At 47.7% G+C, this 26429-nt stretch carries 22 protein-coding genes and 7 tRNA genes; 25 read left to right on the forward strand and 4 right to left on the reverse strand.

Annotated elements, in window-relative coordinates; translation table 11 throughout:
• Positions 1-3 precede the first annotated feature (3 nt).
• Together ACCC71_RS01860 and ACCC71_RS01865 are read left to right on the forward strand one after the other, a co-directional pair.
• Positions 4-2382, forward strand: coding sequence for a cation-translocating P-type ATPase (locus tag ACCC71_RS01860; protein WP_434310753.1), 2379 nt, complete (start codon positions 4-6; stop codon positions 2380-2382).
• A 9-nt stretch (positions 2383-2391) separates the two neighbouring features.
• Entirely contained in the window at positions 2392-3120 is a 729-nt protein-coding gene (locus ACCC71_RS01865; RefSeq protein WP_434310754.1) for a patatin-like phospholipase family protein, read from the forward strand.
• Position 3121: 1 nt separating this feature from the next.
• Here the strand turns inward: ACCC71_RS01865 and ACCC71_RS01870 are convergent, their stop codons facing one another.
• Positions 3122-4915, reverse strand: a complete 1794-nt coding sequence (locus ACCC71_RS01870) for an aminopeptidase P family protein (protein WP_434310755.1) — start codon at positions 4913-4915, stop codon at positions 3122-3124.
• Between the two features lie 150 nt (positions 4916-5065).
• Here ACCC71_RS01870 and truA point away from each other — a divergent pair, with 150 nt between their 5' ends.
• The 23 genes from truA to ACCC71_RS01985 all read left to right on the forward strand — a co-directional run bounded on the left by truA (position 5066) and on the right by ACCC71_RS01985 (position 22605).
• Complete coding sequence (gene truA / locus ACCC71_RS01875; RefSeq protein ID WP_434310756.1) at positions 5066-5818, forward strand: tRNA pseudouridine(38-40) synthase TruA; 753 nt, start codon at positions 5066-5068, stop codon at positions 5816-5818.
• A 178-nt stretch (positions 5819-5996) separates the two neighbouring features.
• Positions 5997-6425, forward strand: coding sequence for a 50S ribosomal protein L13 (gene rplM / locus ACCC71_RS01880; protein ID WP_434310757.1), 429 nt, complete (start codon positions 5997-5999; stop codon positions 6423-6425).
• 24 nt (positions 6426-6449) lie between these two features.
• Complete coding sequence (rpsI, locus tag ACCC71_RS01885) at positions 6450-6839, forward strand: 30S ribosomal protein S9 (RefSeq protein ID WP_434310758.1); 390 nt, start codon at positions 6450-6452, stop codon at positions 6837-6839.
• Positions 6840-7160: 321 nt separating this feature from the next.
• Entirely contained in the window at positions 7161-8057 is an 897-nt protein-coding gene (locus ACCC71_RS01890; RefSeq protein ID WP_434310759.1) for a helix-turn-helix transcriptional regulator, read from the forward strand.
• Positions 8058-8171: 114 nt separating this feature from the next.
• Positions 8172-8720 (forward strand): ClbS/DfsB family four-helix bundle protein, encoded by a 549-nt coding sequence (locus ACCC71_RS01895; protein ID WP_434310760.1) that lies wholly within the window; start codon positions 8172-8174, stop codon positions 8718-8720.
• Positions 8721-8806: 86 nt separating this feature from the next.
• A complete protein-coding gene (locus ACCC71_RS01900; RefSeq protein WP_434310761.1) occupies positions 8807-9019 on the forward strand; it encodes a helix-turn-helix domain-containing protein in 213 nt (70 codons plus the stop codon).
• Between the two features lie 11 nt (positions 9020-9030).
• Positions 9031-10923: a Dam family site-specific DNA-(adenine-N6)-methyltransferase gene (locus ACCC71_RS01905; protein ID WP_434310762.1), complete on the forward strand. Its 1893-nt coding sequence runs from the start codon at positions 9031-9033 to the stop codon at positions 10921-10923.
• 57 nt (positions 10924-10980) lie between these two features.
• On the forward strand, positions 10981-12606 hold the full coding sequence (locus tag ACCC71_RS01910; RefSeq protein ID WP_434310763.1) for an AlwI family type II restriction endonuclease: 1626 nt from the start codon (positions 10981-10983) through the stop codon (positions 12604-12606).
• A 49-nt stretch (positions 12607-12655) separates the two neighbouring features.
• Entirely contained in the window at positions 12656-13909 is a 1254-nt protein-coding gene (locus ACCC71_RS01915; RefSeq protein WP_434310764.1) for a WYL domain-containing protein, read from the forward strand.
• The gene (locus ACCC71_RS01920; RefSeq protein WP_434310765.1) at positions 13893-14807 is read left to right on the forward strand and encodes a WYL domain-containing protein; all 915 of its coding nucleotides are present in this window, start codon (positions 13893-13895) and stop codon (positions 14805-14807) included. Before ACCC71_RS01915 ends, ACCC71_RS01920 begins: the two co-directional genes overlap by 17 nt.
• Positions 14808-15152: 345 nt before the next feature.
• A tRNA-Met gene (locus ACCC71_RS01925) sits at positions 15153-15225 on the forward strand.
• 71 nt (positions 15226-15296) lie between these two features.
• A complete protein-coding gene (locus tag ACCC71_RS01930; protein WP_434310766.1) occupies positions 15297-16754 on the forward strand; it encodes a DUF2828 family protein in 1458 nt (485 codons plus the stop codon).
• 98 nt (positions 16755-16852) lie between these two features.
• Positions 16853-18100 (forward strand): RtcB family protein, encoded by a 1248-nt coding sequence (locus ACCC71_RS01935; protein ID WP_434310767.1) that lies wholly within the window; start codon positions 16853-16855, stop codon positions 18098-18100.
• 105 nt (positions 18101-18205) lie between these two features.
• Positions 18206-19264, forward strand: a complete 1059-nt coding sequence (locus ACCC71_RS01940) for an NAD(P)-dependent alcohol dehydrogenase (protein ID WP_434310768.1) — start codon at positions 18206-18208, stop codon at positions 19262-19264.
• Between the two features lie 302 nt (positions 19265-19566).
• Positions 19567-19638 (forward strand) — tRNA-Glu (locus ACCC71_RS01945).
• Between the two features lie 8 nt (positions 19639-19646).
• Positions 19647-19720: transfer RNA gene (locus tag ACCC71_RS01950), tRNA-Ile, on the forward strand.
• Between the two features lie 45 nt (positions 19721-19765).
• Positions 19766-19839: transfer RNA gene (locus tag ACCC71_RS01955), tRNA-Asp, on the forward strand.
• 24 nt (positions 19840-19863) lie between these two features.
• Positions 19864-19949 (forward strand) — tRNA-Leu (locus ACCC71_RS01960).
• Between the two features lie 23 nt (positions 19950-19972).
• Positions 19973-20046: transfer RNA gene (locus tag ACCC71_RS01965), tRNA-Arg, on the forward strand.
• 47 nt (positions 20047-20093) lie between these two features.
• Positions 20094-20174: transfer RNA gene (locus ACCC71_RS01970), tRNA-Leu, on the forward strand.
• A gap of 126 nt (positions 20175-20300) precedes the next feature.
• Positions 20301-21122 (forward strand): polysaccharide deacetylase family protein, encoded by an 822-nt coding sequence (locus tag ACCC71_RS01975; RefSeq protein WP_434311791.1) that lies wholly within the window; start codon positions 20301-20303, stop codon positions 21120-21122.
• A gap of 145 nt (positions 21123-21267) precedes the next feature.
• On the forward strand, positions 21268-21765 hold the full coding sequence (locus ACCC71_RS01980; protein ID WP_434310769.1) for a shikimate kinase: 498 nt from the start codon (positions 21268-21270) through the stop codon (positions 21763-21765).
• A gap of 18 nt (positions 21766-21783) precedes the next feature.
• Entirely contained in the window at positions 21784-22605 is an 822-nt protein-coding gene (locus tag ACCC71_RS01985; protein WP_434310770.1) for an aldo/keto reductase, read from the forward strand.
• Positions 22606-22780: 175 nt separating this feature from the next.
• Here ACCC71_RS01985 and ACCC71_RS01990 read toward each other — a convergent pair whose 3' ends face one another.
• From ACCC71_RS01990 to ACCC71_RS02000, 3 genes are read right to left on the reverse strand one after another with little or no spacing between them, the layout of a single operon-like run.
• Positions 22781-23758 carry an ABC transporter permease gene (locus ACCC71_RS01990; protein ID WP_434310771.1) on the reverse strand — a complete coding sequence of 326 codons (978 nt, stop codon included), beginning with the start codon at positions 23756-23758 and terminating at the stop codon, positions 22781-22783.
• On the reverse strand, positions 23751-24854 hold the full coding sequence (locus ACCC71_RS01995) for an ABC transporter permease (protein WP_434310772.1): 1104 nt from the start codon (positions 24852-24854) through the stop codon (positions 23751-23753). Before ACCC71_RS01995 ends, ACCC71_RS01990 begins: the two co-directional genes overlap by 8 nt.
• Positions 24847-26397 (reverse strand): ABC transporter ATP-binding protein, encoded by a 1551-nt coding sequence (locus ACCC71_RS02000; protein ID WP_434311792.1) that lies wholly within the window; start codon positions 26395-26397, stop codon positions 24847-24849. Before ACCC71_RS02000 ends, ACCC71_RS01995 begins: the two co-directional genes overlap by 8 nt.
• Positions 26398-26429: the final 32 nt, after the last annotated feature.

Here is a 26429-nt window from a genome sequence, read left to right on the forward strand (position 1 = left end):
TAAATGATATACATAAAAGGAAATTTTACAGATAGAAACGAGGAATCCGCTATGGGGGGAGATGGCCTGACCGGGTTAACGAGCCGGGAGGTTCAAGAACGGATAAAAGAGGGGTTGGTAAACGGAGAAGAGGAGATCCGCAGCAAGAGCTTTGGCGAAATTTTGTGGAACAATATCATTACTCCGTTTAACATTTTAAATTTCATATTGGCATCGCTCATCTTGATGGTCGGCTCCTATAAAAACATGCTGTTTATGGGCGTTATTTTTTGCAATGCAGTGATTGGAACCGTGCAGGAAATCCGGGCAAAGCGTTTGATTGATAAACTGTCTTTGATCGCGGCGCCGAAAGCCCATGTGGTGAGGGATGGAAAAACGAGAACCATCCCAGTTGAAGAACTGGTAAAAGACGACGTGATGGTTCTGGAAGCGGGAAATCAGATCTGTGCGGATAGTCTGATTCTTTCTGGGAGCTGCGAAGTCAATGAATCGCTGATTACCGGAGAGCCCAATCCGATTTTGAAAGAAGCAGGGGATTCGGTGCTGTCCGGAAGTTTTGTGGTTTCCGGTACCGCCTGGTCAAAGGTGGTTCACGTGGGGGCGGAGAACTATGCCTCCCAGATCAGCCGGAATGCCAAGTACATGAAGCGGCCCAACTCGGAAATCATGGAAAGCATCAATAAAATCATTAAGGTAATCGGTTTTTCTATTTTGCCAATCGGAATCGCATTGTTTTGCAAACAATTCTTTTTTGGCGCCGTGCCAAAGGAGAAGGCGGTGGTCAGCACCGTAGCCGCGTTGGTGGGAATGATTCCGGAGGGGCTGGTGCTGCTGACCAGCGTGGTTCTGGCTGTGGGCGTTATCCGCCTGGGGAGAAAAAAAGCGTTGGTGCAGGAGCTGTATTCCATTGAAACTCTGGCGCGTGTGGACGTATTGTGCCTGGATAAGACTGGAACGATTACCACTGGAGATATGCAGGTAGATCGCCTGCATCCGTTACCGGGACATACGAAGGAGGAAGCGAGAAACGCGATTGCTTCTATCGTAGCCGCCTTGCCGGATCGCAATCCGACGGCTCAGGCGATGCGGAAATTTTGTCCCAAAGCGCCTGGGTGGAAAGCGGGGGCGATGATTCCCTTTTCCTCTGCTAGGAAGTGGAGCGGCGTAGAGTTTCCCGGCCATGGAACCTATGTGGTCGGGGCGGAGCAATTCGTTTTAAAACAGGGACTTGCCGCTTTTCGGAAGCAGATTGATGAGGCGGCCTCCAAGGGGCAGCGGGTTTTAGTGCTTGCCGTTAGTGAAGAGAGATTCCGAGGCCAGCAATTGCCTTACGGTTTGTCGCCGGTGGCTTTGCTTTTTATCAGCGATACCATCCGTGAAAATGCAGAGAAAACATTAAGCTACTTTGTCGATCAGGGTGTCGACCTGAAAGTGATTTCCGGGGATAATGCCAAGACGGTAGCCTGTGTCGCCCGCCGGGTAGGACTGCCGGGGGCGGACCGCTATGTGGACGCCACGACGCTTCACAGCGAAAAAGAGGTGCAGGCCGCAGCCAGGGAGTATACGGTGTTTGGGCGTGTAACGCCCCAGCAGAAATTGCAGCTGGTCCAGGGACTGAAGGCCCAGGGACATACGGTGGCAATGACCGGAGATGGGGTAAACGACGTGCTGGCGCTAAAAGAAAGTGATTGCAGCATTGCCATGGCTTCCGGGAGCGATGCGGCCCGTACCGTCAGCCAGTTGGTGCTGTTGGACTCGAATTTCGCTTCTATGCCCCACATTGTAGCGGAAGGGCGGCGTTCCATCAACAACTTGCAAAGATCGGCCTCCTTATTTTTGGTAAAGACGTTCTTTAGTACCATTTTGGCGGTCCTTTTCATCTTTGTAAACGCATCCTATCCCTTTGAACCGATCCAGTTTACTTTGATTAGTTCTCTGACCATCGGGGCTCCGTCTTTTATTCTGGCCTTGGAGCCAAACCGGGAACGGATTCGTGGAAAATTTTTGTGGAATATTATTCGAAAAGCGATACCGGGAGCGCTGACCAATGTGTTTAATACCATTTTGCTTGTAATGCTGGCAAGGAATATGCACTTTTCTACGGCCCAGATTTCCACGATGGCGGTGGTGCTCCTTGGATATACGGGCATGATGATTTTGTTTAAAGTCTGCATTCCTTTTACCTGGCAGAGGATGCTGCTTTTTGGCGCAGTGGGAACCGGGTTTATCTTAGCCTTCCTATTCTTAGGACAGCTCTTTTCGCTGGAATGGATCACCTTCCGGATGGCCGGGCTTTTGCTGCCTTTGGTAGCGGCGGCGACAGGAGTGTTCCTTTTGCTGTTATCGTTGACATCTGAGTTTTTGGAGAAACGAGGAAAGTAGAGGGTGTGTATGGCGAAAGAATATGGTTTGGTACTGGCGGGCGGAGGTGGAAAGGGCGCTTATCAGATTGGCGTCTGGAAGGCTTTAAAGCAGTGCGGATGGATAGAGCGGATCGGGGCGGTTTCCGGCGCGTCTATTGGCGCTTGGAACGCGGCTCTTTTTGCCAGTGTTGATTGGGAACAGGCGGAATACGGGTGGGGACATCTGCCCTCCTTAAAGCAGACGGGCGACCCGAAGCAGGCCGTGTCCATGGAAGGTTTGGAAACGCTGATTACGGCTATGGCAAGGATTCTGAATTCGCAGGAACCGTCGGGGTGGCCCATGGACGTGTACGCCAACGCATGCCCGGCTGGAACAAAGGAATGTCGGTATTTTCGACTGAATGAGAGAGATCAAGCGGACTGCCAAGCGATTTTGCTGGCGTCGTCCGCTTTTCCGGGAGTATGTCCTCCGGTGGAGATCGAGGGAGCCCAGTATATAGACGGCGGTGTGGTCGACAATCTGCCCATTTTTCCTCTTTATCACAGAGGATTTCGCAAATTTATCGCCGTGCTGCTGTCCGATCATGGAGAGGTACCGGAAATGGAATATCCCGATGCGGAATTTCTCGTGGTTCGTCCCAGTGAAACTATTGGAGATTTTTTTGACGGGACCTTGGATTTTTCTCCGGAGGGAGCACGAAGGCGCATGGAACTGGGCTTTCGTGACGCCCTCCGGGTATTGGAAGCGAAAAAGTAGATTAGAGTGCGTGGATGGGACTGGTTGCCTGCTGCAGCCAGGCCTTTTCTTTTTCCGACAGACGACCGGACAGTTCGCGCCAGACCAAAGCGTGATATTGATTGAGAAGCTCGATTTCGTATTCTGTCATCTGGGAGATATCAATAGCCTCCTTATCAATCGGGCAGAGTGTCAGCGGTTCAAAGGCCAGGAAATGGCCGTAGGCGGTGTCTGGGCCGTCGATGCAAAGCAGGTCGTTCTCAATGCGGATGCCAAAAGCGCCGTCCTCATAAAATCCGGGTTCGTCGCTGGTGACCATGCCCGGCTCTAGGATACCGCTTGGTTTTTGGGGATTTGTATTCCAGGCAAACCGGTTTGGCCCTTCGTGGACGTTCAAAAGGAAGCCGATTCCATGGCCGGTTCCGTGCCGGTAATCCAGTCCCAATTCCCAAAGGGGGCGGCGGGCTAGGATGTCTAGATGTTCACCGCGGCAGCCGGAGGGAAAATGAGCGTCCGCCAATGCCAGCATGCCTTTTAACACAGCGGTATAACAGGTTTTCATTTCCTTTGTGACCGGGCCTAAGGCGACGGTTCGGGTGATATCCGTGGTGCCGTCGATATAGTGGGCGCCGGAATCCAACAGGAAGAGTCCTTCGGGCTTTAACGCCGTATCTGTTTCCGGAGTAGGCGTATAGTGGATGACAGCGGCATGGGAACCGTAAGCGGCGATGGTGTCAAAGCTGAGATCGAGAAAGCCTTCCTGTTCCCGACGAAAGGCTTCCAGGCGGCTGCTGGCAGTGATTTCCGTGATTGAATCCTTAGCGACGGCTTCTTTCAGCCAGCAAAGAAATTTTACCATGGCCGCGCCGTCTTTCCGGTTTGCTTCTTTTAGGCAGGAAATTTCCGCCGCGTTTTTTTTGCTCTTTAAGAGGGTAGTCGGGTTCGTCCCTAGTATCTGGCGGATTTCTTTTGGAACCGTCTGTTTTAACCGGTAACTGACGCGGGACGGGTCTAAGAATAAGTGACAATTTACCGGAAGAGAACGGAGGGCGTCATAGATTTCCTCGTAGGAGCAAAGACAGATGCCATCCTGAACCAGTTCCTCATGAAGCTCTTTGGACAGGGCGTCCAGATGAAGGAAAAGCTTTGTTTTGTCCGGCGTCAACAGGCAATAGGAAAAGAAAACCGGATTGCAGGAGATATCATTTCCCCGCAGATTCATCAGCCAGGCAATATCGTCAAGCCCAGTGATGAGGTAGGCGTTGGCTCCGCTTTTTTGCAGTTCCGCTCGTACCTGAGCCAGCTTTTCCAGACGTGGGATTCCAGCGGAGGAAAGCGGCAGGGACCAGATTGCCTTTGGGCAAAGGGGAGGGCGGTCGGTCCAGACGCTTTCGGCCAGGTCTTCTTCATAGGAAAAAGAAATGTTCTTTTTTTCCAACGTGGCCGCCAGATGGCGTCCCATTTGATAGGGGATGGTGCGGCCGTCTACTCCCAGCGCACCCCCGTCGGGAATTGTCCGAGTCAGGAACTCGTGAATGGCTTCCGTACCTGAGACTCCCAGGCGATACAGGGTGATTCCGCTGCCGGAAAGCTGTTGTTCTGCCTGAAGAAAGTAGCGGCCGTCAGTCCATAGGCCAGCCTCGTCCGCCGTTACGACCAGAGTGCCGGCGGAGCCGGTAAAGCCGGAGATATATTTTCGGAACTGAAAATGTTCGTTGACGTATTCGGATTCATGATAATCTGCAGTGGGAATCAAATAGGCGTCCAGTCCCCGCCTCTTCATGGCCTCCCGCAGCTGCGATAGTTCTTTTTTCATTCAAACCCCTCCCGTGAAATGAAAATTTTGGATATAGAATTTTCTTTTATTATACTTGGCTTCCGGAATGTGCGCAAGGAATGCAGGGGAAAATCATTGAGGAACGGAAGAAATTATGGTAGGATAAGAGCAAAGGAGCGGCAAAGAGGAATGAGGAGAATCATGTTGACGGTGGCCTACGACGGCACCAATTACTGTGGATGGCAGCTTCAGCCCAACGGCATTACCGTGGAAGCAGTATTGAACCGGGAACTGTCAAAATTGTTAAAAGAGGAAATACGGGTGCAAGGGGCGAGCCGTACAGACTCCGGCGTTCACGCCTTGGGAAATCTCTGCGTATTTGACACAAATACGAGAATTCCGGCGGAAAAGATCTGCTATGCGGTGAATCAAAGCTTGCCTGCGGATATTGTGGTACAAAAATCGGAGGAAGTCCCAGACGGTTATCATCCGAGGAAGTGCGAGAGTGTAAAGACCTATGAATACACGATTTATAACCGGAAACTGCCAAATCCTGTGTTCCGGCTTTATTCCTATTTCTTTTATACGCCGCTGGATGTGACGGCAATGCAGGAGGGCGCTGCTTTTTTGGTTGGGGAGCATGATTTTAAAAGCTTTTGTTCTGCGGGCTCTCAGGTGGAGAGCACGGTGAGAACCATATTGGACTTGACCGTGCGGGAGGATGGTCCTCTCATCAAAATCCGGGTCTGTGGGACAGGATTTTTATATAACATGGTGAGGATTATCGCCGGCACCTTGATACGGGTTGGGAGCGGATACTGGAAGCCGGAAATGGTTGGGGAAATTTTAGAAAAAAAGGACCGGACCGTGGCTGGTCCAAAGGCGCCGGCGGAGGGACTTTGTTTGATGGAAATAAAATTGAAAAACCCGCCGAACCCCTGATTTTTCTGGCTTTTTCTGTAAAAAGGGGATTGACACACACCAGGAAGTGTAATATAATTTATTACTGCGACATCAGGTGGAAACGCCACATATCCAATGCCCCGGAAACGGGCGGAACCACTTTATGATAGGCATTTTATTTTAGAAAGAAAAGAGAAAAACGAAGGAGGCTCACCCCATGAAGACTTTTATGGCCAGCCCGTCGACAATTGAGAGAAAGTGGTATGTGGTCGACGCCGAGGGAAAAACGTTAGGTCGTTTGGCAGCGGAAGTTGCTAATGTATTGAGAGGTAAGAAGAAACCGATTTTCACTCCTCATATAGACACCGGAGATTATGTGATTGTTGTCAATGCTGCTAAGGTTACTGTGACCGGCAAGAAGCTGGATCAGAAGATTTACCGCAGACATTCCGATTATGTAGGCGGAATGAAGGAAACCACCCTTCGCGAGATGCTGGCGAAGAAGCCGGAGAAGGTTGTGGAATTGGCAGTAAAAGGCATGCTTCCGAAGGGACCGCTGGGTTCTCAGATGTTGAAGAAGCTTCACGTGTATGCCGGACCGGAGCATGAGCAGCAGGCTCAGAAGCCGGAAGCGCTGGAATTCTAATCAGGGTAGAAGGAGGAAAAAACAATGGCTAACAAATGCTATGGCACCGGCAGAAGAAAAAAGAGCATTGCTCGCGTTTATCTGGTTCCGGGAACGGGAAAAATTACGATCAATAAGAGAGACATTGATGAATATTTTGGCCTGGAGACCTTAAAGGTTGTTGTACGTCAGCCCCTGGAGGCGACCGGTACGGGAGACAAGTTTGACGTACTTGTAAACGTACACGGCGGCGGCTTTACCGGCCAGGCTGGCGCGATTCGCCACGGCCTGTCCCGCGCTTTGCTGCAGGCAGATGCGGAGTATCGTCCGATCCTGAAAAAAGCAGGCTATCTGACGAGAGACCCTCGTATGAAAGAAAGAAAGAAATATGGTCTCAAAGCAGCCCGTCGCGCGCCTCAGTTCAGCAAGAGATAATCAGCTGGATTTTATCAATCAAAAAGCCTCAAAAACCTCGGAAAATCAAGGATTTCCGGGGTTTTTTTTGTCCCTGCGGCGTTGATTTTGTTTGTTTGATTTTGGCCGGCTTTATGCCAGCATTGCTGGAAGTGGAAAAGTAGGGGGAGGTTACGCTGCTGACATTGGAAGATCTTTATCGGTAAGGCTGTAAATCGATGGCATCGGTTTAGGAATGAGGAAAGAATATCTGTAAAAAAGTTTTAATTTTGGTGTATAATAAATATTGACATATCATGTCAGGATTTTGATGGTAATCTGTTATCAAAGGGGGAACTGGCAGTGCAGGAAAGCAGATTATTTAAGATCGTGTATTATTTGCTTGATAAAGGACAGGCGACTGCTCCGGAATTAGCAGAAAAATTTGAAGTATCCGTAAGGACGATTTACAGAGATATTGATGCGCTAAGTGGTGCGGGTATTCCTATTTATGCAGAAGCGGGGCGAAACGGTGGCATTCATTTGATGAATGATTTTATTTTAGATAGAGCCGTATTGTCAGAAGAAGAAAAGCAGGAAATTCTGACCGCCTTACAGAGCATAAATTCCACAAGAAATATGAGCAGCCATCAAACATTACAAAAACTTTCGGCAATATTTCACATTAGTTCGGAAAATTGGCTTGAAGTGGATTTTTCCAGATGGGGAAACGAGGGGACTGACAATGAGAAATTTGAATTACTAAAATCAGCGGTAATTCATCAAAAATGCGTAAAAATAACCTATGCAAATTCCTACGGAATTGTTAGCGACAGAGTGATTCAACCATTAAAACTGTCATATAAGTCTATGTCGTGGTACTTAAAAGCGTATTGTACGGAAAAGCAGGAGTATCGTATCTTTAAACTAACCCGCATTATAGATTTAGAGGTTCTCGCAGACAGTTTTTGCAAAAGTTCATTTCCAGAATTCGATGAAACACCGAGCCAAGCCTACCATACAATCGTATTGCGTTTTCCGAGACATATGTCCTATCGCGTTTACGATGAATTTGATAGGACAAGGGTAAGCAAAAAGGAGAACGGTGATTTCATCGTATCTGCTGAAATGCCAGAAGATGAATGGCTAATCGGATATCTGTTATCCTTCGGAACACAAGTAGATATTATAGAGCCTGCATACCTGAAAGATATTGTGGCAGAGCAGGCAAAGAAAATTTATGATAAATATAAAACTTGACATGAGGTGTCAGCATTTTTATGTTATGCTATTTTTGTAACCAAACAGATTTTGTACCCCTCCACACGCAAGTGGTGGAAAGCAACGTAATTTTAGTTGCATAAGGAGAATGATATGGGCAGACCAACAACAAAAAACGATTTACTAACAGCGGCAGCCTCTAATTATGAAAAGTTAAACGCTCTTGTTTCTGACTTAACCGAAAAAGAGTTATCCACGCTTTTTGATTTTTCGCGCGATGAGAAAAAGAAAGAGGCTCATTGGAAAAGAGATAAAAATCTTCGGGATATTTTTATTCATCTCTATGAATGGCATCAGCTTTTGTTAAACTGGGTAGATTCCAATCAACATGGCGATAATAAGCCGTTTATTCCGGAGCCTTATAATTGGAAAACCTATGGAGATATGAATGTGAAATTTTGGGAAAAGCATCAGTCCACATCTTTAGAGGACGCAAAACGTATGCTTCAGAAATCCCATAATGAAGTGATAAAACTGGCGGAAACTTTTTCAAATGAAGAATTGTTTTCGAAAGGCGTTTATAAATGGGTCGGTGGAAGTACTCTAGGTTCTTATTTTGTCAGCGTTACGGCAAGTCATTATGATTGGGCGATGAAAAAACTAAAAGCACATAGGAAAAATTCAGCAAACACTGAATTTTAGGTTGTCTTTGCTGAGATTTAGAGGTATACTTAGTCAGTAAAAGATGAAAATAGAGGACACTGTCTTTTAGGCGTAAGAGGTATGAAATGGCAATTAGCTACAAGAAATTATGGAAGTTATTAATCGATCGAGATATGAAAAAGAAAGATTTATGTGCTGCCGCTGGTATTAGCCATGCCTCTATGGCTAAGTTGGGAAAGAACGAAAATGTTACGACAGATGTGCTGGTAAAAATTTGTACGGCTTTAAAGTGTGACATAAGCGACATTATGGAAATGACGGAGAGCCAGTCACAATGAAAGGAAATCGTATGGCAGAACCAGCAATCGAAAAGAAAAATAATGTGCAGGCAAAACCGATATTAAAGTGGGCGGGTGGAAAAACCCAAATGTTAGGGGATTTATTGCCGAAAGTGCCTGCTTCATATGGTAGATATATAGAGCCATTTATCGGCGGCGGCGCGATGTTTTTTGCATTAAATCCGAAGGATGCGGTTATCGCGGACAGTAATCCGGAATTGATCAATATGTACAATCAAGTCGCAGATCATGTGGATGAAGTGATTTCTTATTTGCAGAAATATGAAAACACACAGGAGATGTTTTACCGTGTTCGTGCATTGGAGTGGCAGGACTTGCCGGCTGCTGAAGCTGCGGCCAGAACAATTTATCTGAACAAAACTTGTTTTAACGGACTTTATCGGGTAAATAGAAAAGGGCAGTTTAACGTGCCTTTTGGAAAATATAAGTCTCCTAATTTTTGTGATGTGGAAGCGTTACATGCAGCATCCGAAATATTGAAAAAAGCGAATATAGTATGTGGGGATTATTTATTTGTGTTGAAAGAATATGCAAGGCCGGGTGATTTTGTCTTTTTGGATCCCCCGTATTTGCCCATTTCCGAATACGCCGATTTTAAGAGATATACAAAGGAACAGTTTTATGAAGAGGATCATGTAGAGTTGGCGAAAGAAGTCGCACGTTTACAAGAAATGGGATGTCATGTGATTTTGACCAATTCGAATCACCCGCTGGTTCATGAACTGTATAAACCCTTTCATATCGAAGTGATCCAGACGAAACGATATATTTCTTGCAGTGGAAACAGTCGAAAAGGAGAAGATGTCATTGTGACTGCATTTCCCAAAAGAAAAACGATCAAGCTTGTTCCAGAACCGTTGCCAGAACAGGTATTGAAATATCCTGCTACACGATTTATGGGCTCTAAAAGCAAAATGCTTTCTGAAATTTGGTCTGTCGCGTCACAATTTCAGTTTGAGACTGTGGTCGATTTGTTTTCTGGCTCCGGTATCGTAGGATACATGTTTAAAACCCAGGGAAAAACAGTAGTAAGCAATGATTACATGGCGATGTCTGCGACATTTGCAAAAGCGATGATTGAAAATAACAAAACGACTTTAACGGCAGAAGAGGCAGAAAAGCTTTTGGTGCCGCAAAAGGAGTCGGATCATTTTGTGGCGGACACATTCTCTGGATTGTACTATACAGATGACGAAAACGATTTGATCGATACGTTGAGAATGAATATTGCATCCATCAAAGATCCCTATAAACATGCGATTGCGATGACGGCTTTAATCCGAGCATGCACGAAAAAACGCCCTCGTGGAATTTTTACGTATACCGGAGAGCGATACAACGATGGAAGAAAAGATTTGAAGAAGTCATTGGAACAGCAATTTTTAGAAGCAGTACAGGCTGTGAATAAGGCCGTATTTGACAACGGTAAAGCCAATAAAGCAAAACATGGGGATGCAATCGAACTGAAAGCAGGGGAGCCGGACCTTGTCTATATCGATCCCCCTTATTATTCGCCGCTGTCGGATAATGAATATGTTCGTCGTTATCATTTTGTGGAAGGGCTTGCCCGTGATTGGAAGGGCGTAGAAATTCAGCAAAATACTTTGACAAAGAAATTCAAATCCTATCCAACTCCCTTTTCGACCAGAAAAGGAGCGGCAGATGCCTTTGATTTATTGTTTAAAAAGTTTAAAGATAGCATTTTAATTGTATCCTATTCATCGAATAGTTTGCCAACCCAGGATGAGATGGTTACGCTTATGGCGAAATATAAGGAACACGTGGAAGTAATTCCGATAGACTATAAATATTCTTTTGGAAATCAGAACAATGCCAAAACCCACAGAAATTCCGTTCAGGAGTATCTGTTTGTCGGATATTGATAGAAGGAGGTCGATATGGGATTTTGGCAACTTGGAAATACGTCTGTTAGAAGCGCCATGAGAATTCGAGATGGTCTTATCGCCTATTCGACATCCGCCATCCAAGGCGATATTCGTAAAAGGGATGGAGATATCGCGTTTCGGCGTTTGCTAGGCGAATGCGGCGTGGTATCTCTTGGCGATGATTTGACCAACAGCGTCGGACGAAAATGGCGTGCGGCTATGGGCAAACTTGGCTTTATTTATCCAGAGGTTAAGCGGACCTTGGGACAGGATCAGAATCTCATTGGGCCAATCGATCGGATCACTCCCGCTGGATGGAATCTGATTCGGGCAGAGACGGTTCCAGCGATGCAGGAATGCTATTTGAGAGCAATGGTGACTCCATTAACCTCTGCAGGATGTCAAACATTTTCTCCGCTGTGCTGGACTCTGGCAATCCTTCTTGAACTGGAGCGGCGCGGGGAAGAGCCTTCTGTTCGTTTTATAGAGATGGCAACCATTGTTCAAACAACAACTCCTCTCGATGGATTGCCTGAAACGGTCGACCGTGTTCTTGCGTTGCGTAGTCGAAGAATGGCGGCTGAAAGAAAACGGGTATTTGATCGAACCGAATACAACCGTGCAGCAGATGAACTGGGATGTAAGCCTCATACGTTCAATGACTACGCGGATATGAATATGCGTTACCTGAAGGCGACAGGTATGGTTCAATCCAAAGGGAAAGGAATCGCGCTTATTCCGGAGAAGCGTGCGTTAGCTGTTGCTTTGACAGGTAAACTGTTGACCAATGAGCCAGTGATTGGATTGTATCAATCTTTATGTAATGGAACCGCTCTGCCAACAGATCATGCTGCAGTGGCATATCAAGTATTAGAAGATTTGCTTCAACAAATTCAAAACCACGGAATTACATATTCTTTGACTGGAAAGCCTCTTGATACCCCCGTTCAAATCAATCAGGTACGATACGAAATTGAAGAATTGATCGCGGAGAAGAAAGAGGAGGTTTACGCACAAGGGCAGGCAGAGCAATGGGAAGAAATTGCCGCATACATGGATCTGATTGCTTCTCGAAAAGATCGGATTCGGTTAAGCGAAGATCTTGAAATTCGTGTACCTCGTACCGAAGCACCAGCATATTTGGAATGGAGCCTATGGAGGGCCTTCTTGGCAATCGATACTCTTTCCAATAAACCATACGAGGTCCGCAGATTCAAGATTGATCAGGACTTCATGCCAGTAAGTACTGCGCCTGGCAACGGTCCTGACTTAATTGCTGAGTTTGAGGACTATGTTATCGTGATTGAAGTAACATTATCCGAGAGCTCTCGTCAAGAAGCCATGGAAGGCGAACCGGTGCGGCGTCATGTGGCGGATTTAGTCTTGCAATATGACAAACCTGTGTATGGTTTGTTTATTGCAAACCGAATTGACTCCAATACAGCAGAGACTTTCCGTATTGGCGTTTGGTATACCAAAGAAGATCATCGGATGGATTTGCATATTGTCCCGTTCACGTTGGCACAATTTAGCTCTTTCTTTAAAGCGATCTTTACTTCGGGGACCGCTGCTCCCCAGGCGGTCATTGACCTTATGTCTGAGTGCGAGCAATATCGGCATACGTGTGAAGCTCCGGCTTGGAAGGCCGCTATTTCCCAGGTTGTAGAATCTCGGTGTTAATAGATCAATTGGAAAAGGAGAGGAAGGAAATCCGCAGGGAGGTGAAAACATGGCGTATCACGAGCTTGTAAAGAATTTTAATTGTATTCGTGATTATATGCGGGAGTTCTACGTCTATGGGTTTAAGAGCAGAGATGAATTTACCAAGAAGAGCGCCCGTTCTTATGACGACGAACGCCGCCGCTTGGAGAGTTGGCTGGGGGACTATATGAAGTTTCGCCAGACCCCGGACGGAAAGAATGTTTTTCTCTCTATCGACAGCCGTGTTTCCCGCCACAATCCGTTGTATAAAGCGTGGAAGGCAAAAAGCTTTACGGACGGAGATATCACCCTTCATTTCATGATCTTTGACATTCTCTCCGACCCTGAGAAACGTATGACAATTCGTGAGATTACCAGCCGGATCGACGAGTATCTTTCTGCGTTTTCCAAGCCGAGAGTATTTGATGAATCTACCGTTAGAAAAAAGCTGAAGGAATATGCCGCTGAGGGAATCGTGACTGCTGAAAAAAGAGGCAGGACGGTATATTACAGAAGAACAGAACAAACTTGTTTACCCGATACAGCTCTTCTCGACTTCTTTTCAGAAGCGGCGCCTTGCGGTGTGGTTGGTTCCTTCCTGCTGGATAAGGTGGCTCCCCATGAGGAACCATTTGCCTTCAAGCATCATTACATAACGGGGGCCATGGACAGCGAAGTCCTGTGTTCGATTTTTATGGCTATGCGGGAAAAGCGGAGCGTTACAATTGAGACGGTGAACCGTTATAAAGATCATGTTGTCAAACATGATGTTGTTCCGCTTAGAATCATGATCAGCGTTCAAAGCGGCAGGCAGTATTTGATGGCATACGTGCCTCATTTTAATCGGATCACATCTTTTCGAACAGACAATATCGTATCGGTGAAGATGAATGAGGTCAGCAATCAATTTGAGGAACTTAGAAAAAAACTGGATGGTATGCTGCCGCATATGTGGGGAGTGAGTACTCAAAGCAGGTCGGGAAAACGGATGGAGCACATCGAATTTACTGTTCGATATGCCGACGATGAGCGTCACATTCCGAAAAGATTGGAGAGAGAAAAGCGAGTCGGCACAGTGGAGCATCTGGATCATAATACCAGCAGGTTTTCAGCGGATGTATTTGATTCCAGCGAAATGATTCCGTGGATTCGGACCTTTATTTGCCGGATTACGGATATTTGTTTTTCCAACAAAAAACTGGAAGCTCAGTTCATCCGCGACATAAAGGATATGTATTTGCTTTATGGCTTGGAAGGCGGTGGGAATGATGATCTTCAGTGAACTTTACAGTGCATATTATAATACCGTCGCGGCTGTACTTGCCGAAGCAGTCAAACATCCTCTCGAAGACAATGAATTGAGACATATTGTAGAGAAACATGCTTTTGGGGAAAGTATTTTGAACATTCCGCCGTCTTTTAAAGAGGAGCGATGGCAGCTTCTTAAGACGGATGGCACAACACCGATTCAGAATACTCCTTCCATGCCGTTGACCATACTGCAGAAACGGTGGTTAAAAGCGATTGCGCAGGACCCAAGAATTCGACTGTTCAGTGATCCAAGTTTTGACTTTCCGGATATAGAACCTTTATTTTTACCGGAAGATATTCTGATATTTGATCAATACTCGGACGGCGATGACTATGAGGATGAAAGATACAAAGCGAATTTCAGGCTTATTCTGGACGCCATAAAGAACCGTTTCCCTTTAAGCATTGAGATGATAAACAGAAAAGGCAGCGTCGTTTCCAGAACCATTTTTCCAGAATATTTGGAATATTCGGAAAAGGACGATAAGTTTCGACTGATAGGAGCTGGAAGTGATTTTGGAAGTACCGTCAATCTGGGCAGAATTATAAGCTGCAAGCCGTGTTCCAAGCCGGATGAGATTGGCTATGGAGAACAGAATGAGGCAAGACCCAGAAGCGTTGTTTTTGAATTGGTGGATCAAAGGAAGGCGCTGGAAAGAGTGCTTCTCCATTTTGCTCATTTTGAGAAGCGGGCGGAGAAAATGGATGAGGACAAATACCGAATCACGGTATTTTATGATAAAGAGGATGAGACAGAGGTCGTAATTCGAGTTCTGTCTTTTGGCCCGATGATCAAAGTGACGGCGCCTCCCCATTTTGTCGGGTTAATAAAGCAAAGACTGATGGAACAAAAAAGCTGCGGACAGTAATGTTCGCAGCTTTTTTTCCGTGATTCTTGAATACGCCTTATGTATAATGGCATCGTAAGCCGATCAAGCAAGCAGTAGTTGGAGCAGGCGGATCGACTTGCGTAAGGAAAGATGCGGTCAGCAATATAGAGCCATGGTCGTCCTATTAGGGACACCTGCTTTCGGAGCAGGTTGTTGTTCGGTGAAAGTCCGTTCTTGTGGAAAAACGCATCTTGTAAAAGGCGCAGGCAGCAACCTGTGTTAGCAGAAGGCTGATAACCTTCGTCGCTGGCGGATAAATATCCGTTGAACAAATGGCGCCTTGTTGCACCCCATAGAGGCCCTGGGATAAAGGTATCAACAGCAATCTTGAATGGCTAAGTGGTTATAGCAGATGGCTCATACCCATCCTTCGCGGGTTCGAATCCCGTTTCAAATGGTACCTTGTTTTTTGATTATTAGGCAGAAAGGAGAAGAATGATGCTGCAATATATGAAACAGGAAGCAAATATGACAAGGACAGAGAATGGCGCGGCTACATATGGGACGGCTGGTTCCGATTGTTTGGATCTGTTTGCAACAGTAGGAGCGCTGAGACGTGAAAGCAGCGAAGAGATCATCGCGCGTTTCATACGTGCCTATACAGAGAATGCGGATCTGGCAATGAAACTTCTTTTCTTTGCCAGAGATATTAGGGGCGGTTTGGGGGAAAGACGTGTATTTCGCACGATTTTTACCTGGCTGGCTAAACATGAACCGAACTCTGTAATAAAGAATATGAAATACGTGGCGGAGTATGGACGGTTTGACGATCTGCTGTCACTCTTGGACACACCCTGCGAGGCAGAAATGCTGTCTTTCCTTAAGGTACAGTTTGACGCCGATATGGCAAAACTGGAAGATCAAAGCGTTTCTCTGTTGGGAAAATGGCTTCCGTCCGTGAATGCTTCCAACGGACAGACGGTACGGAATGCGAAGAAAATTGCAAAGGCATTTGGCTTAAATGATGCGGCTTATCGAAAGGCTGTAACTGCACTGCGGGCAAAAATCTGTATCATCGAGAATAATCTCCGTGAGAAGGATTATACTTTTGACTACGAGAAACAACCCTCAAGAGCAATGTTCAAATACAAAAAGGCCTTTGCGCGCAACGATAGAGAACGGTACAATGCGTTCCTTTCTAAGGCTATTTCCGGCGAAGCAACGCTGCACGCAGGAAATATTTCGCCTTACGAATTGGTGGAACCATACCTGATTACAGGCTGGTATTGGAATCAGAAAAGCTTTATGCGGGATATAACGCCTGCAGAAAAAGTGGTATTGAACGCTACCTGGGGTTCCATGCCGGATTTTGGTGGAGATGAAAATGCAATTGCGGTCATCGATACTTCTGGTTCGATGTACTGCGGACCAAAACCGCTTCCGGCCGCTGTAGCGTTATCTTTGGGATTGTACTTTGCAGAACATAACAAAGGTGTGTTTCGGAATCATTTTATTGAATTTTCTGCGAGACCTCAGTTGATTGAAATCAAGGGCGATACTTTTGCAGACCGGCTTCGTTATGTGACGACTTTTAACGAGGTGGCCGATACGAATCTGGAGGCAGTGTTTGACCTGATTCTCAATGCTGCGGTAAAAAACAGGATTTCGCAGGAGGAGCTTCCCGCAAAACTAATCATTATTTCTGACATGGAGTTCAATGCGTGTGTGAGAAACGCCTCTGCGGTGAATTTCAAAAATGCGCAGAAGAAGTATGAAGACTGCGGGTATCGGCTTCCGGAAATCGTGTTTTGGAATGTGGCCAGCCGGAACCGTCAGCAGCCGGTCACGATGAATGAGCAAGGAGTGGCATTGATCTCTGGGGCAACGCCTAGAATCTTTTCGATGGTGGCTGGAGGCAATCTTTCTCCGTATACATTTATGAGGGAAGTATTAGAAAGTGAGCGCTATGCCCCAATTGTGGCATAGCGCCTCCTTCAAAGAGCATATTTGGTGCATTTTAGCTTCCTATGAGCGCGCTTTGCGCCATAAGGTATGACAGGGACTTTTTTGAAGGGGTTAATTTTATGTTTGAAATAAAGGGAAAAGTAAGCGCTGCGATCTGCTATGCAAAAGTCATTGAGGAGGAAGCAATAGAGCAGATCCACAGAATGTGTGATTATGCACTGACAGAAGGCAGCCAAGTTCGGATTATGCCCGATGTACACGCTGGGAAAGGCTGTACGGTCGGAACCACGATGACCGTCATGGACAAGGCCTGTCCCAATATTGTAGGAGTGGACATTGGCTGCGGAATGTATACCGTAAAGCTTGCAGATCAGTCGCTGGATTTTGAAAAGATAGATGAGGCGTGCCACTATATTCCCTCCGGAATGAACGTATGGGAAGGTCGGACGGAACGGTTTGATCTTACCGGCTTGCGCTGCTATCGTTCGCTGCGAAACACAAAGAGATTAGAGCGTTCGCTTGGCACTTTGGGCGGAGGAAATCATTTTATTGAGATTGATAAAGCTGCGGACGGGACCTATTACCTGATCCTTCATTCTGGAAGCAGAAATCTGGGAAAGCAGGTAGCTGAGATCTACCAGCAGCTGGCAATTGATCTTCATAGGGGAAAGGCGGACTTCTTCCGCAAGAGAGAGGAAATCATTCGGACCTATAAAGAGGAGGGCAGAAAGTCTGAAATTGAGGCCGCGTTGAAGGCGCTTCAAAAGAATTACGAGACGCATGCGCTCTCTGTCCCGGAGGATATATGCTGGCTTTATGGCTCTTTCCTGGAGGATTATCTGCATGATGTGGAAATTTGCCAGAAATTTGCAAAAAGAAGCAGGGAGAAGATGGCGGAGATTCTTTTGGAGCGAAGCGGCATGACTGCCGTTGAAGCATTTCATACGATTCATAATTATATCGACACGAATGAGAGGATTCTCAGAAAGGGCGCGATTGCCGCGCATGCCGGGGAAAAGGTGCTCATTCCTATCAATATGAGAGATGGCTCCATCATTGCCATGGGAAAAGGGAATCCGGAGTGGAATTATTCAGCGCCCCATGGCGCCGGCCGCGTGATGTCCAGAACGAAAGCGAGGCAGTCGTTGGATTTGGAAGCGTACCGGGCGTCCATGGAAGGAATCTATACAACCTCAGTGAATGAGGATACCCTTGATGAGGCGCCGATGGCATATAAGCCGCTGGAGGATATTATCGACGTGATCCATGAGTCGGTGGATGTGATTGATATTCTGAAGCCTGTATATAATTTCAAGGCTTCAGAAAATAATCTTCCCTGGAAAAAGAAAAAAGCGGGAAATTTATGATGTGGACGGTTTGCCAAACCTTATCTTTGTGTTTCCTTTGCGGCGCAACTATGGTATAATTTTACCGGAAATAAAGAAAAGCACAAGGCACCGGAGGAGAAACAGATGGAAGGCAAAATGAAAGTTGCCGTAATGAATGGAATTAGAAAAATAGGGTTCGTAGAGCGTGACATTCCGCAGCTGAACCCGGATGAAGTGCTTGTGAAGCTGGATTATGTGGGGATTTGCGGCTCCGATCTTCACTATTATGAGACAGGCGCCATTGGCAATTATGTGGTAGAACCGCCCTTTGTGTTAGGCCACGAGCCCGGAGGCGTGGTGGTCGAAGTGGGGAAAAACGTACGGCACTTGAACGTCGGGGATCGTGTCGCGTTGGAACCGGGAAAGACATGCGGACATTGTGAATTTTGCAGAGAAGGAAAATATAACTTATGTCCGGATGTGATCTTTTTTGCCACGCCGCCGGTGGACGGAGTGTTCCAGGAATATGTGGCTCACAAAGCAGATTTGTGTTTTAAGCTCCCAGAACAGGTCAGCACCTTAGAAGGCGCGCTGATAGAACCCCTGGCGGTTGGATTTCATGCTGCCATTCAGGGGGATGCGCATCTAGGGCAGAAGGCGGTTGTGATGGGAAGCGGGTGTATCGGACTGGTATCCATGATGGCGTTAAAGGCAAGAGGGGTTTCTAAGGTCTATGTGGTCGACATTATGGAAAAACGTTTGGAAAAGGCCATGGAGCTGGGCGCAACGGGCGTGATCCATGGGGGAAAAGAAGATGTTTGCAAACGTATAGAAGAATTGACCGGCGGAGCCGGAGTGGATCTGGTTATCGAGACCGCAGGCACGGAAATCACAACCAGACAGGCGATCCAGATCGCGAAAAAGGGATCGACCATTGTGCTGGTTGGATACAGTAAATCCGGCGAAATGACACTGCCCATGAGCCTGATTTTGGATAAAGAGTTGACGTTAAAAACCGTGTTCCGCTATCGTCATATTTATCCCATGGCAATCGAAGCGGTTGCATCCGGAAAGGTGAATTTAAAAGGAATCGTAACGGACATCTTTCCTTTGGAAGAAGCGCAGAAAGCAATGGACTATAGCGTGGATAACAAAGCGGATATTGTAAAAGCGGTAATCAAAATTTCGAATGACGAGAGATAAAGCACTCGCGGCAATCCGAACGTTTCCTTTTGGGAAATGACAGATTGCCGCGAGCATTTTATTCCAAGCCTATTTTGCGATTTGTCTGTTAATAGTGCATAATAAGTGAAATACAACATAAAATTATGCGAAGTACAAGATATTTTTTGTATCTTGTGAAATGTCATGGCTTGTATTGTTTCATATGAAAAAAGGAATCTCAGAAAGGTTTTTTATGAAAAAACCTTGTGAAAAAGTCCTTGCATTTCTCTGACAAATGTGATATCCTAATTTAGGTCAGTCCCTTACAAGGGAATATTTTTGGCTCCGTGGTCAAGCGGTTAAGACATCGCCCTTTCACGGCGGTAACACGGGTTCGATTCCCGTCGGAGTCACTTCGCTTGGACCTTTAGCTCAGTTGGTTAGAGCAACCGGCTCATAACCGGTCGGTCCCGGGTTCGAGTCCCCGAAGGTCCATTGCACATCCTCCGGGTGTACATGTAGTATTTGGTTTATCTGATTGGCCCGATGGCTCAGTTGGTTAGAGCGCCGCCCTGTCACGGCGGAGGTCGTGGGTTCGAGTCCCATTCGGGTCGTTGGTCGCGTACTGCTTCCTAAATGCCGGCATGGCGGAACTGGCAGACGCACAGGACTTAAAATCCTGCGGGTGGCGACACTCGTACCGGTTCGATTCCGGTTGCCGGCAGTTAGCCTTACGAGGCGAAATAGGTGCGTGTAGCTCAGCTGGATAGAGCGTCTGACTACGGATCAGAAGGTCGGGAGTTCGAATCTTCTCACGCACGCGAGAGACAGGCTTGGCTTTCAAGCTTGTTTTTTCTATCAGGAAAATGCGGATATGGCGGAATTGGCAGACGCGCAGGATTTAGGTTCCTGTCTCTATGAGGTATGGGTTCAAGTCCCATTATCCGCAGGAAAGCATGCAAACCCGGACTTTTACCAAGTGGTGAAACGTTCGGGTTTGTTGCGTTTTAAACCAGAGTCTTTGTTATAAAATCCATTTCACACCATATATTGGAAACAAAACAGATTGGGTGCGATGGATATGAAACGAAAGTTTATGAAAGGGGCGCGTGTTGTCCTTTTCTTTGCCGCCGCTTATTTGGCAGGCCAATTGACGGCCCGCGGCGTCGAGTATTTTACCCCGGAAGCTTTGCCTGCTTCTGCGGAAGGCGACTGGGGCTTAAGTTTTCAGCAAGAGGGAGAACCTCCGGTTGCCAATGCCAGCTTTGACGAATTAAAACAGTACAACGCCTATTATGCAGAAGATACGACGGAAAAAGTGCTTTATTTGACCTTTGACTGCGGGTTCGAAAATGGGGAAATGCCCGCGATTTTAGACGCTCTGAAAAAACACAACGTTCCGGCTACTTTTTTTGTGGTGGGAACGCTGATTAAGTCCGATCCGGATTTGATCAAACGGATTGTGGACGAGGGGCATACCATTGGAAACCATACATATTCTCATCCGGACATGTCGAAAATTTCGACCAAGGAAGCCTTTCAGAAGGAACTTCAAGAGGTGGAGGCTCTCTATGAGCAGGCAGTTGGAAGTCCCATGAAAAAGTTTTATCGTCCGCCTCAGGGAAAATATAGCGAGACAAATCTTTCCATGGCAAAGGAACTGGGCTATTCCACCTTCTTTTGGAGCCTTGCCTATGTGGATTGGTATCAGGATAAACAGCCGACGAAAGAAGAAGCGTTTAAAAAGCTTCTGGGACGCATTCATCCGGGAGCCATTGTGCTGCTTCACAGTACGTCCCAGACCAATGCAGAGATCCTGGATGAACTTTTGACAAAGTGGGAAGAGATGGGATATCAATTTAAATCTTTAGATCAGTTGATCGAAGCAGGGGTATAGGAGAAGTCTTGTTGATTTTGTGCTTTTGCTGATGGAAGATAGGGAGCGGTTGCAAGAGGGAACCATTCGGGTTCGTATACTCTGCGCAACGGCTCCCATTGATTTTGCAGCGGGAATATTGTATGATGGTGGGAAGGAGGCAAAAGTGGACAACATTATTTTAATTGGAATGCCTGGCTGCGGGAAGAGTACCGTGGGCGTTGTTTTAGCGAAACATTTGGGATTTGGATTTATTGACTCGGATTTATTGATTCAAGAAAGAGAAAAACGGCGGCTATGTGAGATTATCGATCAGGAGGGGCTCGTGCGTTTTAATCGGATTGAGGAGGAAGTGAACGCTGCTATTCGGGCAGAGCATTCGGTGATTGCCACCGGAGGGAGCGTGGTATATGGGCCGCAGGCCATGGAGCATTTTCGGCAAATCGGTACCGTCGTTTACCTGAAGCTGACCTATGAGGAAATCGAAGAGCGTCTGGGAGATCTGGCGGAGAGAGGCGTTTCCGTTCGTCCCGGCCAGTCTCTCAGGGAGCTTTATGGAGAGCGGGTTCCTCTTTATGAGAGATACGCTCATGTGACGGTGGATGGGACAGGCCTTTCCTTGCGGGAGGTAGTACTGAAAATCAAGGCGGCGTGTGGGAAATAGAAGGAGGAAGAGACAACAATGACAATAGCAGATAAGGTAAAGATGCTGGATGGAAAAGAAATTCCGGTTTTTGGATTTGGCTGCTACAATTCTTATGGCGAGGAGATTACCAACGCGGTTGCGGCCGCCCTTGACGCGGGCTACCGTTATATTGATTCCGCGGCCAGATATCGAAATGAGGCAGAGGTTGGCGCAGCGCTGAAAAACTTTGCCGGGAAGCGGGAGGAGATCTTTGTATTGTCAAAAGTCTGGCCAACCGCTTACGACGCGGTGGAAGCGTCGGTAGAAAAATCCAGGAAAGAACTGGGCGTGGAATATCTGGACGCTATGTTGCTGCATTGGCCGGGAACCGATGAGACGCGGCGGCTTCGGGCTTATGAAACGCTTTTGCAGCTGCGGGATAAGGGGCGGATTGGAACCGTAGGAGTATCGAATTTTCAGGAAGAGCAGATCGAGACGATAAAAGAACAGTTTGGCGCGTATCCTGCCATCCTGGAATTGGAAGTGCATCCGGGATACCAGCAGAACGCGCTTCAGGATTTCTGCGCGGAGAGAGGGATCGTACGGATTGCCTATAGCCCGATTGGCAGGGGCCGCTATCAGGAAAATGAAGTCCTTCAGGCATTAAGCCGGAAATATGGAAAGACGACCAGTCAGGTAATTCTCCGCTGGCATCTCCAGAGGGGGACTGTACCGATTCCAAAATCCGGCCATAAGGAACGCATTTTGGAAAATGCGGATGTGTTTGATTTCTGCTTGACAGAAGAAGAGATGGAAATTCTACGCGGCCTGGAATGCGGCGGCCGCATGGGGCTTGATCCGTTGACGTTTAATGGGTGAAAGGGTAACGACCTCTTGAGGGATTGGAGGTCAAAGCGCTCCGCTAAGGATCGCACTGCGGCGGAAAGGAAGATGGCAGCAAAGCTGCCCCGCCGCAGGCGGAGAATTTCGCAGAGCGAAATTCTTTTTTAATATCCGAATCGCTCTGCGGTTCCGTTAAACCGTCTGGAGGCGATTACCTTTCCTCGCGGAAGTAATTGTTTCCGCAGCTTTTTGGCTGCCGGTGTTCTTTGCTCTGGCGGACGCTGGTGATTATCAGCACGACGATGGTTACGATATAGGGAACCATATCGTAAAATTGCGTCGCCAATCCTTTGATGGGGAAATACATGCGGAGCACGGTCAGTCCCCCGAAGATAATTCCGCATAGAATTGCGCGGGCCGGATTCCAGGTGGCGAAGATAACCAGCGCTACCGCCAGCCAGCCGTAGCCGCTGACGCAGCCGTGTACCCAGATGCCGTTGCAGGTCACCATACACATATACATTCCGCCGATGCCGCAGATGCCCCCGCCAATGATGGTGGCCAGATATTTATATTGGGCGACGGGGATTCCGGCGGCGTCCGCTGTGGCGGGATCCTCCCCGACAGCGCGCAGGTTTAGACCGGTGCGGGATTTTTTGAAAAACCACGCCATCAAAATAGCTAGAATCACAGAGAAATACACCATCCAGTTGTAGGAAAAAAGTAATTTCCCCAGGAAGGGAATTTCTGAAAGTATTCCAAAAGAAATCGGTTGAAATAGGGCCTGCGTATCGGCAGTCACCTGGGCGAAACCGGTGGCGGAACGCTGGCCAAGGATTTCCCCGAAAAAGTTTCCAAATCCAGTGCCGAAGATGGTCAGCGTCAGACCGGTAACGTTTTGATTGGCCCGCAGGGTGATGGTCAGGAAGGCGTAGATCAGCGCGCCGAGAGCGCCTGCTAAAAAGGAAATCAGAAGAGCGCCGACTACAGCGGCTGCGCCAGTAAGGCCCAGCCATTGTTCCGCAGCCAGGCCGCCGGCCAGGCCGGAAACCGCTCCCATAAACATCATGCCTTCCACGCCTAGGTTCAGGTTGCCGGATTTTTCCGTTAGAATTTCTCCGAGGGTACCGAGAAGCAAGGGAGTTCCTGCGGCTACCGCCGCATTGATCAGGTTGATGATATTATCCATTTGCTTCCTCCTTTCTGCTGCCACGGAAGATTAACTGATAGTTGATGAAAAATTCGCATCCCAGCATGAAGAATAGAATCAAGCCGGTCAAAAGATCCGCGGCGGACGCGGGGATATTGTGGCTGGTCTGAATACTGTTGGAACCACGTTCCAGCATGGCGATAAAGAGGGAAACTACCACCATGGCAAAGGGATTCATATGGCCAAGCCATGCGACGGTAATCGCAGTGAAACCAACGCCGCCTGCCGTGGTTTCCGTCAGCGTTCCGTCGGAACCAGAGACTTGGAGAAAACCAACGAGGCCGGAGAGGGCAGCGGAGAGAAACATCGTGCGAATCAGGATCCGTTTTACACTCATGCCGGCGTAGCGGGCTGTATTTGCCGATTCCCCTACCACGGAGATCTCGTATCCGTGCTTTGTCTTTGTCAGATAAAGGAATGCGGCGACCACAATGAGAAGGGCGATGATCCAGCCGATGTGGACCCCAAAAATCTTGGGCAGCCGGGCGACATCCGTAAACATCCGGATTTTCGGAAAGGTGCTGCGGGAATCCTGCCAGCTGGCTTGATGCTCCAAAAAGATAACAAATTGGAGGGCAATGTAATTCATCATCAGAGTAAATAAGGTTTCATTGGTGTTCCATTTGGCTTTAAAGAAAGCAGGAATCATCCCGTAAATCCCGCCGGCCAAAAGCGCGGCGGCTCCCATCAGCAAGAGAACGATGGTATGGGGTAAGTGATCAAAATAAATCGCAATGGAGGAGGCGGCGATGGCCCCGGCCAAAATTTGGCCTTCCGCTCCAATATTCCAAAAGCGCATTTTAAAAGCCAGGGAAATGCCGATTCCTGTGATCAGAAGAGGGATGGTCAGCTTCACGGTTTCCTGGATGGCAAGCTTTTTTCCGAAAGCCCCTTGAATCATACTGCCATATACTTCAAAAGGATTGTGACCAAGAGCTAAGATCAAAAGGCCGCCGGTAACAATGGCGCAAAGGAAAGCGATTCCTCGGATGAGCCAGGCCTTTTTGGCTTCCATGGAAGCCCTTTTGACCATACGGATCAAAGGTTCCTGATGTTCCCGAACTTCTTTACTCATGAGCGGTTTCCTCCTTTCCTTTTGATGACGAGGCGCCCGGTTGGCCGACATGAACCATCATCAGTCCAATTTCCTCTTTTGTCGTGACGCGGGGGTCTACGATGCCGCTGACTTCTCCGCCGCACAGAACCAGGATGCGGTCGGAGAGTTCCAGCAAAACGTCCAGATCTTCGCCGATAAAAATCACCGCCACGCCCTTTTTCTTTTGCTCGTTCAGCAGGTTGTAGATCGTATAAGAGGAATGGATGTCCAGTCCTCGCGCCGGGTAGGCGACGATCAAAAGCTGGGGGCTGCACTCGATTTCACGGCCGAGAAGAACTTTTTGCACATTTCCCCCGGACAGGCGGCGGATCGGCGTATGAACGCCGGGAGTTACGATCTGCAGTTCATCGATCAAGCGCTCCGCTGTTTTTCTTGGCGTCTCCCGGTCTACAAAAGGTCCAGGAGTTTGCCGGTAATTTTTCAGCATGATGTTGTCGACCATATCCAGGGAAGCGACCAGCCCCATGCCTAACCGGTCTTCCGGGACAAAGGCCATGGAGATTCCTTTTTCAATAATCTCTCCGGGGGTCTTTCCTACCAGATTTTCATCCACCATATGGCCGTCTACTTCATTGTGGAAGAGAATGGAACCGCCTTTTACCGGATAGAGGCCAGTTAGGGCTTCGCATAGCTCTTTCTGGCCGCTGCCCGCAATACCGGCGATGCCGAGGATTTCCCCGCCGAAGGCTTCAAAGGATACGGAATTTAGCTTCTTTACTCCATCCTCATTGATGCAGGTCAGAGAGTGGACTTTCAGGCATTCCTTTTTGGGGATGCCCTCCGGTCGGTCGATGGAGAGGCTAACACTGTGGCCGACCATCATTTCGGTTAGAGACTGCCTCGTAGCTTTTGCGGTCTCCACGGTATCGATATAGGTTCCTTTTCTCAAAATGGCTACCCGATCGGATACGGAGAGAACCTCGTGGAGCTTGTGGGTAATAATGATAATGGCTTTTTGATCATTTTTCATGGCCCGCAGAACCTGAAACAGCTTGTCCGTCTCCTGCGGAGTCAGGACGGCGGTTGGTTCATCCAAAATTAAGATATTCGCGCCACGGTAGAGTACCTTGATGATTTCCACCGTTTGCTTTTCTGAGACCGACATCTGATAGATTTTTTTATCCGGGTCGATATCAAAGCCGTATTTTTGAGAGATATTGCGAATGTCTTGTGAGAGCTGCTTTCGATTGATCGTGGCGCTTCCCGGAAGGCCGAGAACAATGTTTTCCGCCGCTGTCAGCACGTCTACCAGCTTAAAATGCTGATGAATCATACCGATTCCCAGGGCAAAAGCATCCTTGGGCGAGCGAATCGAGACCTCTTTCCCGTGGATGTGAATTTCTCCTTGATCCGGGAAATAGATGCCGGACAGCATGTTCATCAATGTTGTCTTTCCACTGCCGTTTTCACCGAGCAGCGCCAGAATTTCTCCGGAACGCAGCGTTAAATTCACGTCGTGGTTGGCAACGACGGAACCAAAGGCTTTGGTGATATTTTTCATCTCCACTGCGTTTGTTTTCGTATTTTCCAAAT

The sequence above is a fragment of the Hominifimenecus sp. rT4P-3 genome (assembly GCF_051055405.1).
GTDB lineage: Bacteria > Bacillota > Clostridia > Lachnospirales > Lachnospiraceae > Pseudolachnospira.

Bases quoted from the DNA above. Each gene is read 5' to 3' on its own strand.
- truA (WP_434310756.1), top strand. From the start codon at position 5,066: ATGAGGAGAATCATGTTGACGGTGGCCTACGACGGCACCAATTACTGT.
- ACCC71_RS01905 (WP_434310762.1), top strand. From the start codon at position 9,031: ATGGCAGAACCAGCAATCGAAAAGAAAAATAATGTGCAGGCAAAACCG.
- ACCC71_RS01915 (WP_434310764.1), top strand. From the start codon at position 12,656: ATGGCGTATCACGAGCTTGTAAAGAATTTTAATTGTATTCGTGATTAT.
- ACCC71_RS01995 (WP_434310772.1), bottom strand. From the start codon at position 24,854: ATGAGTAAAGAAGTTCGGGAACATCAGGAACCTTTGATCCGTATGGTC.
- ACCC71_RS01860 (WP_434310753.1), top strand. From the start codon at position 4: ATGATATACATAAAAGGAAATTTTACAGATAGAAACGAGGAATCCGCT.
- ACCC71_RS01985 (WP_434310770.1), top strand. From the start codon at position 21,784: ATGACAATAGCAGATAAGGTAAAGATGCTGGATGGAAAAGAAATTCCG.
- ACCC71_RS01935 (WP_434310767.1), top strand. From the start codon at position 16,853: ATGTTTGAAATAAAGGGAAAAGTAAGCGCTGCGATCTGCTATGCAAAA.
- ACCC71_RS02000 (WP_434311792.1), bottom strand. From the start codon at position 26,397: ATGAAAAATATCACCAAAGCCTTTGGTTCCGTCGTTGCCAACCACGAC.
- ACCC71_RS01940 (WP_434310768.1), top strand. From the start codon at position 18,206: ATGGAAGGCAAAATGAAAGTTGCCGTAATGAATGGAATTAGAAAAATA.
- rpsI (WP_434310758.1), top strand. From the start codon at position 6,450: ATGGCTAACAAATGCTATGGCACCGGCAGAAGAAAAAAGAGCATTGCT.
- ACCC71_RS01895 (WP_434310760.1), top strand. From the start codon at position 8,172: ATGGGCAGACCAACAACAAAAAACGATTTACTAACAGCGGCAGCCTCT.
- ACCC71_RS01910 (WP_434310763.1), top strand. From the start codon at position 10,981: ATGAGAATTCGAGATGGTCTTATCGCCTATTCGACATCCGCCATCCAA.
- ACCC71_RS01900 (WP_434310761.1), top strand. From the start codon at position 8,807: ATGGCAATTAGCTACAAGAAATTATGGAAGTTATTAATCGATCGAGAT.
- ACCC71_RS01930 (WP_434310766.1), top strand. From the start codon at position 15,297: ATGACAAGGACAGAGAATGGCGCGGCTACATATGGGACGGCTGGTTCC.
- ACCC71_RS01975 (WP_434311791.1), top strand. From the start codon at position 20,301: ATGGATATGAAACGAAAGTTTATGAAAGGGGCGCGTGTTGTCCTTTTC.
- rplM (WP_434310757.1), top strand. From the start codon at position 5,997: ATGAAGACTTTTATGGCCAGCCCGTCGACAATTGAGAGAAAGTGGTAT.
- ACCC71_RS01870 (WP_434310755.1), bottom strand. From the start codon at position 4,915: ATGAAAAAAGAACTATCGCAGCTGCGGGAGGCCATGAAGAGGCGGGGA.
- ACCC71_RS01920 (WP_434310765.1), top strand. From the start codon at position 13,893: ATGATGATCTTCAGTGAACTTTACAGTGCATATTATAATACCGTCGCG.
- ACCC71_RS01990 (WP_434310771.1), bottom strand. From the start codon at position 23,758: ATGGATAATATCATCAACCTGATCAATGCGGCGGTAGCCGCAGGAACT.
- ACCC71_RS01865 (WP_434310754.1), top strand. From the start codon at position 2,392: ATGGCGAAAGAATATGGTTTGGTACTGGCGGGCGGAGGTGGAAAGGGC.